16 protein-coding genes are annotated in these 16,429 nt (G+C 72.5%); 7 read left to right on the forward strand and 9 right to left on the reverse strand.

Going from position 1 to position 16,429, the window contains the following annotated elements:
- Nucleotides 1–3: 3 nt before the first annotated feature.
- The 3 genes from ACNF49_RS11520 to ACNF49_RS11530 are packed head-to-tail and all read left to right on the forward strand — an operon-like array spanning nucleotide 4 to nucleotide 2,302.
- The gene (locus ACNF49_RS11520; protein ID WP_357984910.1) at nucleotides 4–522 is read left to right on the forward strand and encodes a DUF2231 domain-containing protein; all 519 of its coding nucleotides are present in this window, start codon (nucleotides 4–6) and stop codon (nucleotides 520–522) included.
- Between the two features lie 49 nt (nucleotides 523–571).
- Nucleotides 572–1,018, forward strand: a complete 447-nt coding sequence (locus tag ACNF49_RS11525; protein WP_357984908.1) for a hypothetical protein — start codon at nucleotides 572–574, stop codon at nucleotides 1,016–1,018.
- 60 nt (nucleotides 1,019–1,078) lie between these two features.
- Nucleotides 1,079–2,302, forward strand: a complete 1,224-nt coding sequence (locus tag ACNF49_RS11530) for an NAD(P)/FAD-dependent oxidoreductase (RefSeq protein WP_482943655.1) — start codon at nucleotides 1,079–1,081, stop codon at nucleotides 2,300–2,302.
- A gap of 49 nt (nucleotides 2,303–2,351) precedes the next feature.
- Here the strand turns inward: ACNF49_RS11530 and ACNF49_RS11535 are convergent, their stop codons facing one another.
- From ACNF49_RS11535 to ACNF49_RS11555, 5 genes are all read right to left on the reverse strand, one after another.
- A complete protein-coding gene (locus ACNF49_RS11535) occupies nucleotides 2,352–2,672 on the reverse strand; it encodes a hypothetical protein (protein WP_357984902.1) in 321 nt (106 codons plus the stop codon).
- 173 nt (nucleotides 2,673–2,845) lie between these two features.
- Nucleotides 2,846–4,066 carry an IS110 family RNA-guided transposase gene (locus tag ACNF49_RS11540; RefSeq protein ID WP_482945514.1) on the reverse strand — a complete coding sequence of 407 codons (1,221 nt, stop codon included), beginning with the start codon at nucleotides 4,064–4,066 and terminating at the stop codon, nucleotides 2,846–2,848.
- Between the two features lie 241 nt (nucleotides 4,067–4,307).
- Nucleotides 4,308–5,396, reverse strand: a complete 1,089-nt coding sequence (locus ACNF49_RS11545; protein ID WP_357973504.1) for a Zn-dependent alcohol dehydrogenase — start codon at nucleotides 5,394–5,396, stop codon at nucleotides 4,308–4,310.
- 22 nt (nucleotides 5,397–5,418) lie between these two features.
- Complete coding sequence (locus ACNF49_RS11550; protein ID WP_352324009.1) at nucleotides 5,419–5,610, reverse strand: ferredoxin; 192 nt, start codon at nucleotides 5,608–5,610, stop codon at nucleotides 5,419–5,421.
- Nucleotides 5,607–6,059 (reverse strand): pyridoxamine 5'-phosphate oxidase family protein, encoded by a 453-nt coding sequence (locus tag ACNF49_RS11555; protein ID WP_357973501.1) that lies wholly within the window; start codon nucleotides 6,057–6,059, stop codon nucleotides 5,607–5,609. The genes ACNF49_RS11550 and ACNF49_RS11555 overlap by 4 nt, the downstream gene beginning before the upstream one ends.
- An 85-nt stretch (nucleotides 6,060–6,144) precedes the next feature.
- Between ACNF49_RS11555 and ACNF49_RS11560 the strand changes: the two genes are divergently transcribed.
- Nucleotides 6,145–6,774: a class I SAM-dependent methyltransferase gene (locus ACNF49_RS11560; RefSeq protein WP_482945515.1), complete on the forward strand. Its 630-nt coding sequence runs from the start codon at nucleotides 6,145–6,147 to the stop codon at nucleotides 6,772–6,774.
- On the opposite strand, the gene ACNF49_RS11565 is transcribed toward ACNF49_RS11560, so the two are convergent.
- The gene (locus ACNF49_RS11565; RefSeq protein ID WP_357973498.1) at nucleotides 6,771–7,817 is read right to left on the reverse strand and encodes a DUF1702 family protein; all 1,047 of its coding nucleotides are present in this window, start codon (nucleotides 7,815–7,817) and stop codon (nucleotides 6,771–6,773) included. The genes ACNF49_RS11560 and ACNF49_RS11565 overlap by 4 nt on opposite strands.
- Nucleotides 7,818–7,973: 156 nt before the next feature.
- Between ACNF49_RS11565 and ACNF49_RS11570 the strand changes: the two genes are divergently transcribed.
- Genes ACNF49_RS11570 through ACNF49_RS11580 form a run of 3 tightly spaced genes read left to right on the forward strand, consistent with a single transcriptional unit; the run spans nucleotide 7,974 to nucleotide 13,221 of the window.
- Nucleotides 7,974–9,278, forward strand: coding sequence for an amidohydrolase family protein (locus ACNF49_RS11570; RefSeq protein WP_482943656.1), 1,305 nt, complete (start codon nucleotides 7,974–7,976; stop codon nucleotides 9,276–9,278).
- A 48-nt stretch (nucleotides 9,279–9,326) separates the two neighbouring features.
- Nucleotides 9,327–12,557: an ATP-binding protein gene (locus tag ACNF49_RS11575; protein WP_482943657.1), complete on the forward strand. Its 3,231-nt coding sequence runs from the start codon at nucleotides 9,327–9,329 to the stop codon at nucleotides 12,555–12,557.
- A gap of 34 nt (nucleotides 12,558–12,591) precedes the next feature.
- Complete coding sequence (locus tag ACNF49_RS11580; protein WP_482943658.1) at nucleotides 12,592–13,221, forward strand: hemerythrin domain-containing protein; 630 nt, start codon at nucleotides 12,592–12,594, stop codon at nucleotides 13,219–13,221.
- A 24-nt stretch (nucleotides 13,222–13,245) separates the two neighbouring features.
- On the opposite strand, the gene ACNF49_RS11585 is transcribed toward ACNF49_RS11580, so the two are convergent.
- The 3 genes from ACNF49_RS11585 to ACNF49_RS11595 are packed head-to-tail and all read right to left on the reverse strand — an operon-like array spanning nucleotide 13,246 to nucleotide 16,326.
- Nucleotides 13,246–14,301, reverse strand: a complete 1,056-nt coding sequence (locus ACNF49_RS11585) for a prenyltransferase (protein WP_482943659.1) — start codon at nucleotides 14,299–14,301, stop codon at nucleotides 13,246–13,248.
- A complete protein-coding gene (locus tag ACNF49_RS11590; protein WP_482943660.1) occupies nucleotides 14,298–15,008 on the reverse strand; it encodes a class I SAM-dependent methyltransferase in 711 nt (236 codons plus the stop codon). Before ACNF49_RS11590 ends, ACNF49_RS11585 begins: the two co-directional genes overlap by 4 nt.
- A 46-nt stretch (nucleotides 15,009–15,054) precedes the next feature.
- Nucleotides 15,055–16,326 carry a glycosyltransferase family 4 protein gene (locus tag ACNF49_RS11595; RefSeq protein ID WP_357973480.1) on the reverse strand — a complete coding sequence of 424 codons (1,272 nt, stop codon included), beginning with the start codon at nucleotides 16,324–16,326 and terminating at the stop codon, nucleotides 15,055–15,057.
- Nucleotides 16,327–16,429 lie beyond the last annotated feature (103 nt).

Genomic DNA, 16,429 nt, shown 5'->3' on the forward strand with positions numbered 1-16,429 from the left:
GTCATGGACGAGCTGACCGGCCGGGCCAAGCGGCCGGTGACGGTGCTGGCGGGCCCGTACGGGCATCCGGCGCACCCGATCCTGGTGACGGTGCCGATCGGGGCATGGGTGGCCAGCCTGGTCTTCGACGTCGCCTCGCACGTGGTGTCGCCGGGCGGTTTCCTGGCCCAGGGGTCGGTCTGGCTGATCGCCCTCGGCGGTCTCGGCGCGCTGGCCGCCGCCTCCGTCGGGTTCCTGGACCTGTTCGCCATCCCGCCCCGTACGCCCGCCTTCCGTACCGGCCTGGTGCACATGGCGCTCAACCTGGCGGTCACCGCCGGGTACGCGGCCGGGTTCGCCTGGCGGCTGGGCGGCGGGCCGCCGGGACCCGTGCCGGTGGGGCAGATCGTGCTGTCGGCGGTGTGCCTGGCCGTGCTCGCGGTGTCGGGCTACCTGGGCGGCAAGCTCGCCTTCCGCTACGGCGTCCGGGTCGCCGACGAGGACACCCAGGCCGAGGGGTTCACCACCACCCCGCCACGGTGAGGTCCCGCCTACGGACATACGAACGGCTCATCTGGAAAGAAGGAAGATCGTGGAGATCGCGGCACTGATCACCTGGCTCGTCACCGCCGTCGGCGGCTTCTACATGCTCGGCACCTGGATCGCCCGCGGCGGCGTGGCTCAGCAGCGGACCGGTGAGTCCCGGCTGCCCGCTCCCGTGCTCTTCGGGCACTTCCTGCTCGCCGCGGCGGGCCTGGTCGTCTGGATCGTCTACCTGTTCGCCGACGCCGGCTGGCTGGCCTGGCTCGCGTTCGGGCTGCTCGTGCCGGTCGCGCTGCTCGGGTTCGTCATGCTGGCGCGGTGGATCCCCGTCCATCGGGCGCGGGTCGCCCGGCTCGGCTCCGGCCCGGCGGCGGCCGGCTCGCCGGTTCCGGCCGAACGGCACTTCCCCGTCGCGGTCGTGGCGGGTCATGGGCTGTTCGCGGTCGTGACCGTCGTCCTGGTGCTGCTCACCGCGCTCGGCGTGGGCGGGAGCTGACGTGCGCCGCGATCACCACGCCCTTCGCCCAGGAACAGGACAGGAAGAGGAGATCCGACCATGCCTGCACCCGCGACCATCGTGATCGCCGGCGGCGGCCTCGCCGCCGCCAAGGCCGCAGAGGCCCTGCGCGGCGAGGGCTTCGACGGCCGGCTCGTGCTGGTCGGCAGGGAGACGCACCTGCCGTACGAGCGGCCGCCGCTGTCCAAGGACTACCTCCAGGGCGCCGGCGAACGCGACAAGATCTTCGTCCACGACCGTTCCTGGTACGCCGAGCACGACGTCGAGCTGCGGCTGGGCGTCGAGGTCACCGGCATCGACCCGGCCGGCCACCAGGTCACTCTCAGTGACGGTGAGCAACTCGGCTACGACCGGCTGCTGCTGGCCACCGGCTCCCGGCCGCGCCGTCCCGACATTCCCGGGGCCGACCGGCCCGACGTGCTGTACCTGCGTACCGTCGACGACAGCGAACGCCTGCGCGCCACGCTGGCCGGCGCCGGCCGCGTCGCGATCCTCGGGGCCGGCTGGATCGGCCTGGAGGTGGCCGCCGCCGCCCGCGCCGCGGGGGCCGAGGTCACCGTGATCGAGACGGCCTCCGCGCCGCTGCTGCGCGTGCTGGGGCCGCACGTCGCCCAGGTGTTCACCGCGCTGCACCGCGAGCACGGCGTGCACTTCCTCTTCGACGCCCGCCCCGCCGAGATCACCGAGTCCGGGGTCCTGCTCGACGACGGCGCCCACGTCGAGGCGGACGTCGTCGTGGCCGGCGTCGGCGCCGAACCGGACACCGACCTCGCGCGGGCCGCCGGGCTGACCGTCGAGGACGGCGTCAAGGTCGGGGCCGACCTGCGCACCTCCGACCCCGACATCTTCGCGGCCGGCGACATCGCCAACGCCTACCACCCGCTGCTGGGCCACCACGTCCGGGTCGAGCACTGGGCCAACGCGCTCAACCAGCCCGCCACCGCCGCCCGCGCGATGCTCGGCCGGGACGGCGACTACGACAACCTGCCCTACTTCTTCACCGACCAGTACGACCTGGGCATGGAGTACGTCGGCCACGTCCCGCCCGGCCGCACGCCCGACGTCGTGGTGCGCGGCGACCTGGACGCCCGCGAGTTCATCGCCTTCTGGCTGGACGAGGAGGACAGGGTGCTGGCCGCGATGAACGTCAACGTCTGGGACGTCACCGACCACACCCAGGCCCTCATCAGGTCCCGCAAGCCCGTGGACCGGGCCCGGCTCGCCGACCCCGGCACCCCCCTCGACCAGCTCCTGCCCTCCTGACACCGGGTGCGGCACGGGACGGTCCGTCCCGTGCCGCGCCGGAGGGCGGTCAGCGCACGACGCGGCAGACCAGGGCGTCGGACGTGCCGCGCAGCGCGGACATCACCACGTCCGTGGTGAGGAACTTGCAGGCCAGGTACGGGTCACCGGAGCCCGCGTAGGTCATCGGGCCGGGGCCGCCGGTGTAGCAGCGCAGGCCGCCGGACTCGTAGAAGCCGATCCACGAGGACGAGCTGACCTTGGCGTGACAGTAGTCGCCGATCGAGAGGGGCCCGAAGGTCACGTCCACGACGGCCGCGTGGGCGGGCGCGGCGAGGGCGAGCAGGCCGGCGGAGGCGATGGAGAGCAGGGCGAGGCCGCGACGAAGCATGGATACTCCTTGGGGGGTGGTGGGCACTCATCCCGGAGTATCCGTTAGGAAACTTTCCTTAGCAATGGGTTGCGACCGGTTCGGCCGATCGCTGCCCGGCCTGCCCGGGGCCGGAGAGCGGAAGCCCGTTCTCCGGCCTTGGGCAGGGGTCAGACATCCCTGGACGTTTGTTGTCAAGCAGCGAGGTCGTTTGATCGGTGCGACCAGGCGGTTGCCTGGTCGTAGGGGCTGTGGGTTTTGAGGCAGCCGTGGAGGATGCCCACCAAGCGGTTGGCGACCTGGCGGAGGGCGGCATTGTGGCTGATCTCGCGGGCTTTGATCTGGTCGTAGTAGGCGCGGACGGCAGAGTCGTGCAAGAGGGCGCAGGACGCCTGGAGGTGGAGGGCGTCCACGAGCCGGTCGTTGTGGACGAACCGTGCCTGGACCACTCGTGTCTTGCCCGATTGCCGGGTGATGGGTGAGGTTCCGGCATAGTTCTTGCGTGCCTTGGCGGAGGCGTAGCGGTCCTTGGCATCTCCGAACTCGGCGAGCACCCGGGCGCCGAGAACGACGCCGATGCCGGGCTGGCTGAGGATGACCTCAGCGTCCGGGTGCCGGCCAAAATGGGCCTCGACCTGCCCTTCGAGGGTCTTGATCTCCTGGTTGAGGACAGCGATGATCGCGACCAGCGACTTCACGGTAGAGGCGTAGGCGGTCGTGACGAGCGGCGCCTGGCCCAGGTGCTCGCTGCGTAGGACGTCCTGGATCGCCTGTGCCTTGGCGGGGATGTCGCGGCGGCCCTTCAGCGTTCCCGAGATCTGACTGAGCGTCAGCTTCACCGCAGCCTCGGGGGAAGGGGCCTTGGCCAGCAGTTTCAAGACCGCGTCCGAGGTGAGGCCGAGGGGCCTGTAGGCCTCCAGCGCGGCAGGGAAGTAATCCCGCAGCGCCACCCGCAGGCGCAGCATGTGGCGGGTCCGTTCCCACAGCAGCGCCTGATGAGCACGGGTGACGACCTTGACCGCCTCGGCGATCTCGGAGTCCCCGGCCACCTGGCGGAGCTGATGCCGTCGGGTGCGGATCATGTCCGCGAGCGCGTGGGCGTCACCCTTGTCGCTCTTGGCGCCCGAGGAGCCAAGGATCTCGCGATGCCGAGCAGCCTGCTTGGGATCGACCCCGAACACCCGGTATCCGGCTGCGACCAGCGCTCGCACCCACGGGCCCCGGTCGACCTCGATACACACCAGCACCTGGGACGGGTCGGCGTCCTCGGCGACGAACCGGCCGACGAGGTCGTGGAACCGGGTGATCCCAGCCATGCCCTCGGGCAGCCGCAACCGCTTCAGCACCTTGCCGGTCTCGTCCTGGACCTCGACGTCGTGGTGGTCCTCGGCCCAGTCATCTCCAACGAACAACACCACGACCTCCACCATCGACAACAGGACACGGAAGCCCGCAGGAGCCGGTCGGCGGACTAATGGACCAGTGCTCACGCCAGACGATCGGCGGGCACGACATCCCATCAGCGATCAAAGACTCCTGACCACCGGTGAGGGCACGATCTGACCCCAGGACTCGAAGTCCGGTCGACGAGAGTGCTCACTCACCAGCGGCTACCAGGCACCGAGTCTGCCAGCGAGGCCGACCCGGTAGGTCCCATTAGTCCATGATGACGATCTGGCGGAGCACCTCGCCGCCGCGCAGGGCCGCGACGGCGTCGTTCAGGTCGCCGAGCCGGATGCGGGCGCTGATCAGGGATTCCAGGTCGAGCTGTCCCGCCTTGTGGAGCTTGGCGAAGTAGGGGAAGTCGTGCCGCACGTCGGCCTCGCCGTACAGGCTGGACAGCAGCTTCTTGCCCTCGAACAGCAGGCTGAAGGCGGAGATGGAGACCATGTCGTCCAGCGCGCCGGCGCCCACCACGATGACGTCGCCGCCCGCCCGCGTGAGCTGCCAGGCGCTCTGGATGGTCGCCGACTTGCCGACGACCTCGAAGCCGTAGTCGAAGCCGCTGCCGCCGGTCAGCTCGTTCAGGGCCTCGGGGACCTGCTCGGGCGTGACCGCGTGCGTCGCGCCGACCTTTCTGGCCAGGGCGTGCTTGGACTCCAGCGGGTCGACGGCGAGGATCGTCCTGGCTCCGGAGACGCGGGCGCCCTGGATGACCGACAGGCCGACGCCGCCGCAGCCGATCACCACGACCGTGGAGCCGGGACGCACCTTGGCGGTGTTGATCGCGGCGCCGACGCCGGTCGTGATGCCGCAGCCGATCAGGGCCGCCGCCTCCCACGACACGTCGTCGTCGATCTTGATCGCGCCCTGCCAGGGCACGATGACCTCCTCGGCCCAGGTGCCGCAGCCCGCCATGCCGAACGCCGTCGCGTTGTCGCCGCCGAAGCGGAAGTTGCCCTTGCTGAAGGACTCGATGACGTACTTCATGCACATGTACGGCTGCCCGCCCACGCACAGGTCGCAGGACTGGCAGGCCGGGCGCCAGCTGATCACGACGTGGTCGCCCGGCGCGACCGAGGTGACGTGCTCGCCCACCTCGACCACCTCGCCCGCCCCCTCGTGGCCCGGGATCAGCGGCACCGGCTGCGGAAGCACGCCGGACATGGCCGACAGGTCCGAGTGGCACACACCCGTGGCTCTGATCCGTACGCGGACATCGGTCGGCCCGACGGGGGCCAGGGTGATGTCGTCGCGGATGTCCAGCTTGTCGTTGCCTACGGCGTGCAGGATCGCGGCGCGCATGGGGTTCCTCCTCCGGCTACGGCTAGTCCTCTAGCGACAGGGCGGCTTTCGGGCAGGACCTGACCGCGCTGCGGACGCGGTCCTGCATCTCGGGGGGTGGTTCGGGGAGCAGGATGTGCAGCTGGTCGTCGTCGTCCACCTCGAAGACCTCGGGCGCGAGCCCCATGCACACGGCGTTGGCCTCGCAGACCAGTTCGTCGACCTTGACCTTCATGTGAGCCTCCTGTGATCCCATGAGACCACTTTGGTGCGCTCGACGACGTAGGCGATCCGTTTTCTGCCGGTCTGCTCGACATAGGGGGTCAGCAGGTCGTCCGGCACGCCCGGCGTCATCCTGCGCGCGATCATCATGCCGATGTCGAGCACCCGGTCCCGGTCGTCCACCTGCTCGGCGACGCCGTACACGAGGACGCCGCGGAGCTGGTCGTAGTCGTCGCCCGCCTCGACCAGGCAGCTCACCCGCGGGTCGCGGGCCAGGTTGCGTGCCTTCTGCGCCTTGCCGTACGTCCAGAAGGCGATGCGGCCCTCGTCCAGCCCGTAGAACATGGTCACCAGGTGCGGCGTCCCGTCGGGGTTGATGGTCGCGAGCTGGACCTTGCGCGAACCCTCCAGGAACGCTGTGACCTCGTCGTCGGACATCGCGATACGAGCGCGCTGATTCACGTGCCAAGTAGAACAGGTTGCAAAGAAGCACGGCAAGAGGTCCCTGGAATGTTGTTCGGTTCGGCTAGGGTGCATGCCTATGACGATGCCGCCGGAGCTGCTGCAGGCAGCGGAGCACGCCAAGGGATTCATGCCGCCGAAGGAGGGGCTGGCCCTGTTCGAGGCGGCCTGCCGGTACGGCGGCCTGGGGCCGCTCTGCGAGATCGGCACCTACTGCGGCAAGTCGGCGATCTACCTGGGCGCGGCGGCCCGGCACACCGGCTCGGTGGTCGTCACCGTCGACCACCACCGGGGCTCCGAGGAGATCCAGCCCGGCTGGGCGCACCACGACCCGGCCCTGATGGACCCGCGCTTCGGGCAGATGGACTCCCTGCCCTTCTTCCGCGCCGCCATCGCCGCCGCCGGGCTGGAGGACGAGGTGATCGCCGTCGTCGGGCGGTCCGACCGGGTGGCCGCGTTGTGGAACACGCCGCTCGGCATGCTCTTCATCGACGGCGGCCACTCCGAGGAGCCGGTGACCCGCGACTACGAGGGCTGGGCGCCGCACGTCATGGAGGGCGGCGCGCTGGTCTTCCACGACATCTATCCCGACCCGGCCGACGGCGGGCAGGCCCCCTACCGGGTCTACCTGCGGGCCCTTGAGTCGGGCGCCTTCCGCGAGGTGTCGGCCGAGGGCTCGCTGCGCGTGCTCGAACGCGTCGGCCAGGACGTCTAGCGCCGGTGACGGCGGTTCCACGACCGGCGGGTGTGGGCCTGCCAGCGCTGGAAGTCCTCGTGGGTGTGGGCGTCGTGGCCGAGGGCCAGCAGCGCCTGGTCGGTCCAGGCGGCCGCCTCGTCGGGCGCGGCGTCGGCCAGGATCGGCACGGCCAGCCGCGCGTGGTCCGGCAGCGCCCCCGACCGCAGCCGCGCCGTGACCGCGAAGGCGCAGCCCTGGGCCAGGTGGGCGCGGAAACCGTCGGCGCCGGCGTGCTCGGTCAGCCACCACAGCTCGTCGCTGTCGGCGCCGCCCGTGTACGTGGCCGCGAACCCCACGCCGCTCCACAGGTCGGCCCGCCGGCTCGCCGGGAAGCCCGCGATGCGCGCGCCGACGTCGTCCGGCGAGGCGCAGTCGTGGTACCACAGCAGCCGGCCGAGGCCCTGGTCGAAGACCGCGCAGTGGGCCCGGGTGAGCAGGTCGGGCATGCTCCTGCGGCCCACCATGCGGTCGGCGCGCGACAGGCTCCACTGGAAGCCGAACCCGTCCACGGCCAGCCAGCGCATCAGCGGGTGCGCCCGCCGCGCGCCCCAGACCGGACGCAGCCGCAGCAGCGCGTAGCCGCGTCCGGCGCCGACGTACGCGGCGTGGCGGTGATGCTGGGCGGGGCCGGCCAGTAGCTCGTGAAGGCGCCGGCCCCGGGTCAAGGTGAGCAGGTCGAGGACGGTGCAGGCGGCCGCCGCGCCCTCGTGGCCGAAAGGCCGCTGCTCGGGTGAGAGGTCTTCGATCTTCTCGACTTCCCGCGACATCACCGCGTTGAAGCCGAACACGTACGACTTCTCGGAATCCGTGAAGACTGTCCGGGGAGTCCCGGGGCGCAGCCGGAACCTGCGCAGGCCCAGATCGGACTCCGAAGGATCCTTGGCCAGAAACCTCCGCAGCCCCCTCGCCGGGGACAGTGTCGGCTCGATCCTGACCTGGTCCAAGAACGCTGTTGTGCCCGTGTCGCCCACGCTTCCCCCGAAGACGCCTCCTACGGCCAGACACGAAGCTAGTAACCCCATTGCGCCGTTCACCGGCGGCGCACCGGATGTCCCCGGCAAAGAACCCGCAAAAGCCCTTGCGTCACTTGGCCCCGACTCAAACCCGCCTCTTCAGTGGCCCACAAGCGGGACGTGCGAGAACTACGGACGTTCCCGAACGGACCAGGAGGAGAAGAGATGCCCCCCTACGACCTCGTCATCTTCGGCGGCCACCTGATCACCATGGACCCGGCCGTACCCGACGGGCCCGCGACCATCGCCGTACGGGACGGGCTCATCGCGGACGTGCTGCCCGCCGGCGAACGGCCCGAGGCCGCGGCCGTCGTGGACGCGACCGGCGGGATCGTGCTCCCCGGCCTGGTGGACACCCACCGGCACACCTGGCAGTCCGCCACCAGGCACTTCGGCCTGGACTGGAGCCTCATGGACTACGCCGGCGCGGCCTTCGTGCGGCTCGGCCCGGCCATCGGCCCCGAGGACGTGCGCGCCGCCACGCTGCTCGGCGCGCTGGCCGCCCTGGACGCCGGCATCACCACGCTCGTGGACTGGGCCCACATCCAGAACACCCCCGAGCACGCCGACGCCGCCGTGGAGGCGCTGCAGGAGAGCGGCATCCGGGGCGTGTTCGCCTACGGCTGGCCGCAGACCGACCCGATGAGGTGGGTCGTGGACAGCGACGAGCCGCTGCCGGACGACGTCCACCGGGTGCGCGCGGCGCTGCCCGACGACCACGGCCGCGTCACGATGGCGCTGGCCGCCCGCGGCCCCGAGCTGTCCAGGCTCGAAGCGACCAGGCGCGACCTGGAACTGGCCCGCGCGCTCGGCCTGCGCACGACGATGCACCTGAGCAACGCCGGCAGCGTCACCCGGCTGGACGAGCTCGGCCTGCTCGACGAGACCGTCACGCTCGTGCACGCGACCGGCTGCGCCGACGACGAGCTGAAGCGCGCCGCGGACCTGGGCGTGACCGCGAGCGTGTCGCCGCTGATCGAGCAGACCATGCCCGGCCTCGGGACGCCCGCCACCGGACGGCTCAAGGCGGCCGGCGTCGTGGCCGGGCTCAGCGTGGACACCGAGATCGCCACGTCCGGCGACCTGTTCGCGCAGATGCGCGCCGCCCTGGCCCAGCACCGGCAGTCGGGGCGCCCCGAGCCGCTGACCGCCCGCGACGTGCTCGCCATGGCCACCTCCGGCGGCGCCGCCGCGACCGGGACGAGCGAGCGCGCCGGCAGCCTGACGCCCGGCAAGCGGGCCGACGTCATCGTGGTGGCCGCCGACACCGTGGGCCTGGCCCCCGTGGTGGACCCGGCCGCGGCGGTGGTGCTCGCCGCGCACCCCGGTCTCGTCCGCACGGTCCTGGTGGACGGCGAGCCGGTCAAGCGGGACGGCGTGCTGCTCGGCCCGGTACGCAAGGCGCTCGACGCGGCCCGCGACAGCCTGGACCGGCTGCGGCACGCGGCCCCTGAGGTGTTCGGAAGCTGATATTTCCGGCACGGGGGCAATTTCTGGTGATCGTGCGAGAATCCCCGCATGGCGGTGATGTTCCGCGTTCTCGGCCCCTTCTCGGCCTCCCTCGACGACCTCCCGATCGACGTCGGCGGGCCGCGGCCACGGCTGCTGCTGGCCCGCCTCATCATCGCCAGGGGCGCCACCGTCTCGGTCGACGCGCTGCTGGAGAGCCTGTACGACGGCGACCCGCCACCGCGCGCGACGGGAACGCTCCACAGCTACGTCTCGAACCTGCGCCGCCTGCTCGAACCCGGACGCGCGCCGCGCGCCCCCTCGGCCGTCCTGGTCAACCGGCCGCCAGGGTACGCCCTGGGCGCCCACTGGCTGGACGCCGCCGAGTTCACCCGCCTGGCCGGCCTGGGCGCCTACGACGAGGCCCTGCGGCTGTGGCACGGCACGCCGTACGAGGAGTTCGCGGACGTGTCGTGGCTGCGGCCGGAGATCGAACGCCTGGAACAGGCGTGCCTGGACGTGCGCGAGCAGCGCCTGGTCACGGCCGGGCCCGACCCGGCGGCCGTGGCCGAGCTGGAGTCGCTGGCCAGGGCGCATCCGCTGCGCGAGAGCCTGTGGGAGGCCCTGGCCCGCGCCCTGTACCGGCTCGGCCGCCAGGCCGACGCCCTGGACGCCCTGCGCGCCGCCCGCCGCCACCTGGCCGAGGAGCTGGGGCTCGACCCGGGCCACGGCATCCAGCGGCTGGAGTCGATGATCCTCACGCAGGACGCCGCCCTGGGCGAGGTGGTCACCCGCCCGGTCGTGGAGCTGACGCGGCCGGTCCGGACGGCGGAGCCGGACCGGGTGGTCGTGGGACGGTCCGGCCAGCTCGCCCGGCTGGCGCTGCTGGCCGCCGACGTGGCGGGCGGCCGTACCCGGCTGGCGGTGTTGTCCGGGGAGCCGGGCATCGGGAAGACGTGGCTGGCCGAGGAGTTCGCGCGCGGGCGCGAGGCGGACGGCTGGCTCGTGGCCTGGGGGCACTGTCATGAGATGTCGGGCGCGCCGCCGCTGTGGCCGTGGCAGCAGATCGTCCGCGACCTGGCCGCCCGCGTGCCGCCCGAGGCCGCCGTGTCCGGCGCGCTCGGGCGGCTGCTCGACGACGCCGCGCCCGAGGAGCACGCCGAGGCGGGCGAGGCCAGGTTCCGGCTGCACCGCGCCGTGGTCGGCTACCTCGCCGCGCTGGCGGCCGACCGGCCGCTGCTCGTGCTGCTCGACGACCTGCAATGGGCCGACGCGGCCTCGCTCGGCCTGCTCGCCGACCTCGCCCGGCTCCAGCACGGCCGGGTCGCCGTGCTCATCACCGTGCGCTCGGGCGAGGGCACCGGCGCCATGTACGACGCGCTCGCCATGGTCGCCCGCGCCGGCGCGCTGCGGCTGCCGCTGGCCGGACTTGACGCCGCGGCCGTGGCCGAGCTGTCCGGCCTGGACGCCGCCCACGCCGGCGCGCTGGCCGAGCGGACCAAGGGCAACCCGCTGTTCGTCCGCGAGACTCTGCGCCTGGCCGCCGACGAAGGGCTGCCGCGGGCGCTCAGCGCGGTTCCCGAAGGGCTCGCCGACGTGCTGCGGCAGCGGTCGCGGCGGCTGTCCGAGCCCTACCGGGCGGTACTGGAGGTGGCGGCGGTGGCGGGCGAGGCCACCGACGCCCTGCTGCTGGCCGAGGCCCTGGACACGGCCGGCCGCACCCCCGGGGCCGGCGAACCGGCCGCGGACGGCGGCGTGCGGCTGGTCGAGGAGGCGGTGGCGGCGGCGGTCGGGCTGAGGTTGCTGGACGAGGAGCACGCCTTCGCCCACGACCTGGTCAGGGAGACGTGCTACGCCGACCTGCCCGCCGGACGCAGGACCGAGCTGCACCTGGCCGTGCTCAGGGCGCTCGAACGCCGTCCGGCCGCCGACCTGACCGCGCTGGCCGCGCACGCCCTGGCCGCGGGCCCGGCGGCAGCCGCCGACGCCGTACGGTGGGCCACGGCGGCGGCCGGGCAGGCGTCCGGGCGGCACGCGTACGACGACGCCGTGACCTGGTGGCGGCGGGCCGCCGAGACCCACGGACGGCTGCCCGGCGCCGACCCGGTCCGCCACGTGGAGCTGCTGCTCAGCCTGGTACGGGCCCAGCTCGACGCCGGGGACGGCTACGGCGCCCACGAGACGCGCGGCCACGCCGTGCGCGCCGCCGACAGGACCGGCGATCCCGAGCTCGCCGCCCGCGCGCTGACCAGCCTGGAAGCCCCCGGTCTGTGGAAGTTCCACACCTACGGCGACGTGGAGCTGGACGTGGTCGAGCGCATCGAGACCACCCTCGACCGGCTTCCGGAAGGCGACTCCGAGCTGCGCTGCCGCCTGCTGGGCTGCCTGGGCATGGAACGCTACGACGGTTCGGCGGACCCGCGCTGCGACACCGCCACCGCCGAGGCCCTGGCGATGGCCCGCAGGCTCACCGCGAACGGCGCGGGACGGCGGCTGCTGGCGATCACCCTGAACGCCCGCTACCAGGGGATCCAGCTCCCCGAACGCATGCACGAGCTGGACGGCATCGCCACCGAGCTGACCGGCCTCGGCCTGCCCGGTTTCGAACTGCTCGGCCGGCTCATCCAGGAACGCACCCGCCTGGAGCTGTACGACGTGCGCGGCGCGGACGAGGCCGCCCACCGGGCCGGCCTGCTGATCGAACGGCTCGACCTGCCCTGGCCGCGCTTCCAGCACCTGCTCTACCTCGGCTCGCGGCGGCTCGTCGAGGGCGACGTGGCGGGGGCGGAGGAGGCGTACACCACGGCGGCCGAGGCGGGGGAGCGGCTGAACCTGTGGCACACGCGGTCGGCGCTGGCCTCGGTGCTGGTGGCCGTGGACCTGTTCGCCGGGCGGCCGGTCGAGGAGGACCTGATCGAGCGGTTCTCGCCGTTCCCGGGGCACCGGCAGCTCGTCCGCGTCCTGTCGGCGGTGTACGCCGGGGAGCCGCCGGTCATGCGGGAACCCTGGCACGCGATGCCGCGCGACTTCGGCGAGCTGCCCTCGCTCTGCTACACCGGCCTGGCCAGGCGGGCGATGGGCGACGCGGCGGGATGCCGGCAGATCTACCGGCGGCTGCTGCCGTACGAGGACCGCCTGGCGATCGGGCAGGCCACCTTCCCCACCGGGCCGGTCGGCTACTTCCTCGGCCTGCTGGCCGAGGACCGGGACGCCCGCCGCGCCCACTTCGACCGGGCCGCCGCGCGCTGTGCGGGAGCCGGGCTGACGTGGTGGGCGGAGCGCGTCTCAAGTACGCGTTGAGTCGCCCTGAAGAGGTGGGGCCGATCGTGGGGGCATGACCACAGACACCATCCGCAACGGCCCCGACCTCGTGCTGTTCCTGGCCTTCCACCGCGCGCTGCGCCGCGACTTCGGCCGCCTGGCCGACGCGCTCGACCGCTGCCCGCCCGGCGACGGGAGCCGCAGGGCGCTCATCGACGAGCACACCGCGATGCAGCTTCGCGCGCTGCACCACCACCACTCCGACGAGGACGCCAACATCTGGCCCCTGCTGCGCTCGCTGGCCCCGGAGGCCACCGAGGTCCTGGACCGGCTGGAGTCCGACCACCAGGAGATGGACGAGGTGATCGAACGGCTCACCGGCCCCCGCCGCCCGCCCGCCGAGCAGGCCGCCGACCTGCGCGCGCTGCACACGCTGCTCAACGCCCACCTCGACCTGGAGGAATCGCGGATCGTCCCGCTGATCCGCGCGCACGTCAGCCCCGAGTGGTGGGAGGAGGCGGGCAAGGCGGTCAGCAGGAGCCATGGGCGCGAGCTGCCCATGGTCGCCGCCTGGACCCTCGACGCGGCCGACGAGGCGCAGCGCGCCCACATCTTCGCGACCGCGCCGCTGCCGCTGCGGGTGCTGTACCGGCTGAGCTGGCGGCGGGCGTACGAGCGGCGCTGCGCGCAGGTCTTCGGATGACCCGCCTCCGGGTTGCTCTCCGGGTCAGCCCGGGGGCGCCGACCTGAAGGACTGACGCTCCACGCACCCGCACGCCTCCGGGTCGGACACCGACGTGCCCGCGATGTCGCGGAACAGCCCGGAACCGGGGGACAGGCGCTGCAACGCGTCCGCGGCGAGGATGGCCGCGGCCGCGGTGTAGCCGGAGCGCTCGTGCGGGAAGTGCTTGCGGTTGACGAACTGCCAGCCGGTCCAGTACGAGCCGTCCTCGTGCCGCAGGTGCTGCACGTCGGCGAAGAGCGCGGCGGCCCGCGTGCGGTCGCCCATGGCGTCCAGGGCCAGCACCAGCTCGCACGTCTCGGCCCCGGTCACCCACGGCTGGTCGGACACGCACCGGATGCCGAGCCCCGGCACCACGAACGTGGACCACTCGCGCTCCAGCAGCTCGAACGCCTGCCGTCCGCGCACCGCGCCGCCCAGCACCGGGTAGTACCAGTCCATCGAGAACCGGCTCTTGTCGGCGAACGCCTCCGGGTGCGCCGACAACACGTGGGCCAGCCGGTCGGCGGCCAGCTCCCAGTGCGGCTGCGGGTCGCCCAGGTGGTCGGCGAGCAGCACGCCGCAGCGCAGGCCCTGGTGGATCGAGGAGCAGCCGGTCAGCAGCGCGTACGCCGCCGCCCGGCCGTGGGCGTCCCGCTCCCAGACGATCTCGCCCCGCTCGCTCTGCAGGCCCACCACGTAGTCGAGCGCGGCCTTGACCATGGGCCAGTGGCGCTCGGCGTGCTCGCGGTCGCCGGTGACGAGATGGTGGTGCCAGACGCCGGCGGCGACGTAGGCGGCGTGGTTGGACTCGCCGCCCGCCTCGGTGGCCACGCCGTCCAGCAGCTTCATCGGCCAGGAGCCGTCGGGGCGCTGGTGGCGGGCCAGCCACTCCCAGCCGCGCCGCACCGGCTCGGCCAGCCCGGCCACGCACATGCCCATCAGGCACTCGACGTGGTTCCACGCGTCCACGTGCCCCTCGGGCCAGGGCACGCCGCCGTCGTCCTGCTGGATGGCCGCGATGCTGAGGGCCGTGCGGACGACCTCCTCGCGGGAGATCATGGCTTCTTGACGTAGAGGACCACGCTCTTGCCGATGAGCGGGTTGAGCAGCGCCTCGGCGATCCTGGTGGCGGCCGGGCGCTTCATGATGTCCCACACCAGCAGCTCGTGGTACGCCTTGGCGACCGGGTGGTCGTCGTTGTTGACGCCCACCGCGCACTTGATCCACCAGTAGGGCGCGTGCAGGCCGTGGGCGTGGTGGTGCGGGCCGATCTCGAAGCCGACGGACTTGAGCTTGGCCGACAGCTCGGCCAGCGTGTAGATCCGCACGTGGCCGCCGGGGGCGGTGTGGTAGTCCTCGTCCAGGGCCCAGCAGATGCGCTCGGGCAGGAAGCTCGGCACGGTGATCGCCGCGGTGCCGCCCGGCTTGAGCACGCGGAAGATCTCCCGCATGGCGGCCATGTCGTCGGGGATGTGCTCCAGCACCTCGGCCGCGATGACGCGGTCGAAGCCGCCGTCCTCGAACGGCATGTCCAGCGCCGTGCCCTGGACGGTGTCGCCGGTCGCGCCCAGCGGCACCTCGCCCGCCTTGTCCATCGCCACGAACATGGCCGCCACGTTGTCCAGCTCGGCCTGGTCCATGTCGAAGGCGACGACGTCGGCGCCCTGGCGCAGCACCTCGAAGGCGTGCCTGCCGCCGCCGCAGCCCAGGTCGAGCACGCGCACGCCGGGGCCCACGGGGAGCCGGTCGAAGTCCACGGTCAGCACTTTGTCGCTTCTCCTTGATCAGCTCTTGGGGCTTTTCGTTCGGGGGTCAGCGGCGGCCCTTGTGCGCCGCCATCGCCTCGCGGTACGCCTCGACCGTCCGCTTGGCGACGACGTGCCAGGTGTAGCGCTCCATGACCCGGTCGTAGCCGGCCTTGCCCACCCGCTCGCGCTCCTCGGGGGAGTCGTGCAGGCGGCGCAGCACGGCCGCCAGCTCCTCGGCGTCGCCCGGCGGGACCTGGACGGCCGCGTCCCCCACGACCTCGGGCAGCGCGCCCGTACGGCTGGCCACCAGGGGCGTGGCGCAGGCCATGTGCTCGACGGCGGGCAGCGAGAAGCCCTCGTACAGCGAGGGGACCACGGAGATCTCCGAGGTGGCGATCAGCTCGCCCAGCTCGTCGTCGGAGATGCCGTGGACGAAGCGCACCCGGTCCTGCAGAGACAGCTCCTGGACGAGCCGCTCGGTCGGGCCGCCGGGGGTGGGCTTGCTGACCACGGTCAGGTTCACGTCGCGTTCGGTGGCGAGCTTGGCGACCGCGCGCAGCAGCGTGGCCACGCCCTTCATCGGCGAGTCCGCGCTGGCCACCGCGACGATCGAGCCCTTGCGGCGGGGCTTGTCCGGGCGCGGGTGGAAGTAGCGGGTGTCCACGCCGAGCGGGATCAGCCGCATGTTGGCCTGCGGGACGTTGAAGTCCCGGTGGATGTCGGCCAGCGACGACTCGCTGACGGTGAGGATCGGGCTGAGCCGGGGGGCGACGCGGGACTGCATCTTCACGAACCCGTACCAGCGGCGCATGGTGAGCTTCTTGTAGCCCGTGGCGGCCTCCAGCTCGATCCGCCGGTCGACGCTGATCGGGTGGTGGATCGTCCCGACCACGGGGAACAGCTTCTGGATGCCGAGCAGGCCGTAGCCGAGGGTCTGGTTGTCCTGGACGACGTCGAAGTCGCCGACGCGCTTCTTCAGCTCGCGGTAGGCGCGCAGGGTGAAGGTGAGCGGCTCGGGGAAGCCGGCCGTCCACATGGTGCCGACCTCCAGAAGGTCGATCCAGTCGCGGTACTCGGCCAGCTTCGGGGTCCTGAACGGGTCCTCGTCCCGGTAGAGGTCGAGGCTGGGCACCTCGCGCAGGACGACGCCCTCGTCCAGCTCGGGGTAGGGCGGACCGGAGAACACCTCGACGTGGTGGCCGAGCGCGACCAGTTCACGGCTCAGGTGCCGGAGGTAGACGCCCTGCCCGCCGCAGGTGGGCTTGCTGCGATAGGACAGCAGCGCGATCCGCAGCGCCTCGCTCACGGACACCCCTTTCTCCGCCGGTAGGCCCATGTTTTCTGCGGTAAGGCCCCAAGAGGCGGGCGTGTACCGTGAAAGATGACCTTAGTCCGAGAAGGCTACCATTCGGTAGGTCACCTGGAATTGTTCACAACAG

The sequence above is a fragment of the Actinomadura sp. ATCC 39365 genome (assembly GCF_054392275.1).

Coding starts and splice junctions, on each gene's coding strand:
- ACNF49_RS11520 (WP_357984910.1), top strand. CDS start 4: ATGGACGAGCTGACCGGCCGGGCCAAGCGGCCGGTGACGGTGCTGGCG.
- ACNF49_RS11530 (WP_482943655.1), top strand. CDS start 1,079: ATGCCTGCACCCGCGACCATCGTGATCGCCGGCGGCGGCCTCGCCGCC.
- ACNF49_RS11535 (WP_357984902.1), bottom strand. CDS start 2,672: ATGCTTCGTCGCGGCCTCGCCCTGCTCTCCATCGCCTCCGCCGGCCTG.
- ACNF49_RS11545 (WP_357973504.1), bottom strand. CDS start 5,396: ATGCGCGCCGCGATCCTGCACGCCGTAGGCAACGACAAGCTGGACATC.
- ACNF49_RS11550 (WP_352324009.1), bottom strand. CDS start 5,610: ATGAAGGTCAAGGTCGACGAACTGGTCTGCGAGGCCAACGCCGTGTGC.
- ACNF49_RS11560 (WP_482945515.1), top strand. CDS start 6,145: ATGCCGCCGGAGCTGCTGCAGGCAGCGGAGCACGCCAAGGGATTCATG.
- ACNF49_RS11565 (WP_357973498.1), bottom strand. CDS start 7,817: ATGGGGTTACTAGCTTCGTGTCTGGCCGTAGGAGGCGTCTTCGGGGGA.
- ACNF49_RS11570 (WP_482943656.1), top strand. CDS start 7,974: ATGCCCCCCTACGACCTCGTCATCTTCGGCGGCCACCTGATCACCATG.
- ACNF49_RS11575 (WP_482943657.1), top strand. CDS start 9,327: ATGGCGGTGATGTTCCGCGTTCTCGGCCCCTTCTCGGCCTCCCTCGAC.
- ACNF49_RS11580 (WP_482943658.1), top strand. CDS start 12,592: ATGACCACAGACACCATCCGCAACGGCCCCGACCTCGTGCTGTTCCTG.
- ACNF49_RS11585 (WP_482943659.1), bottom strand. CDS start 14,301: ATGATCTCCCGCGAGGAGGTCGTCCGCACGGCCCTCAGCATCGCGGCC.
- ACNF49_RS11595 (WP_357973480.1), bottom strand. CDS start 16,326: ATGGGCCTACCGGCGGAGAAAGGGGTGTCCGTGAGCGAGGCGCTGCGG.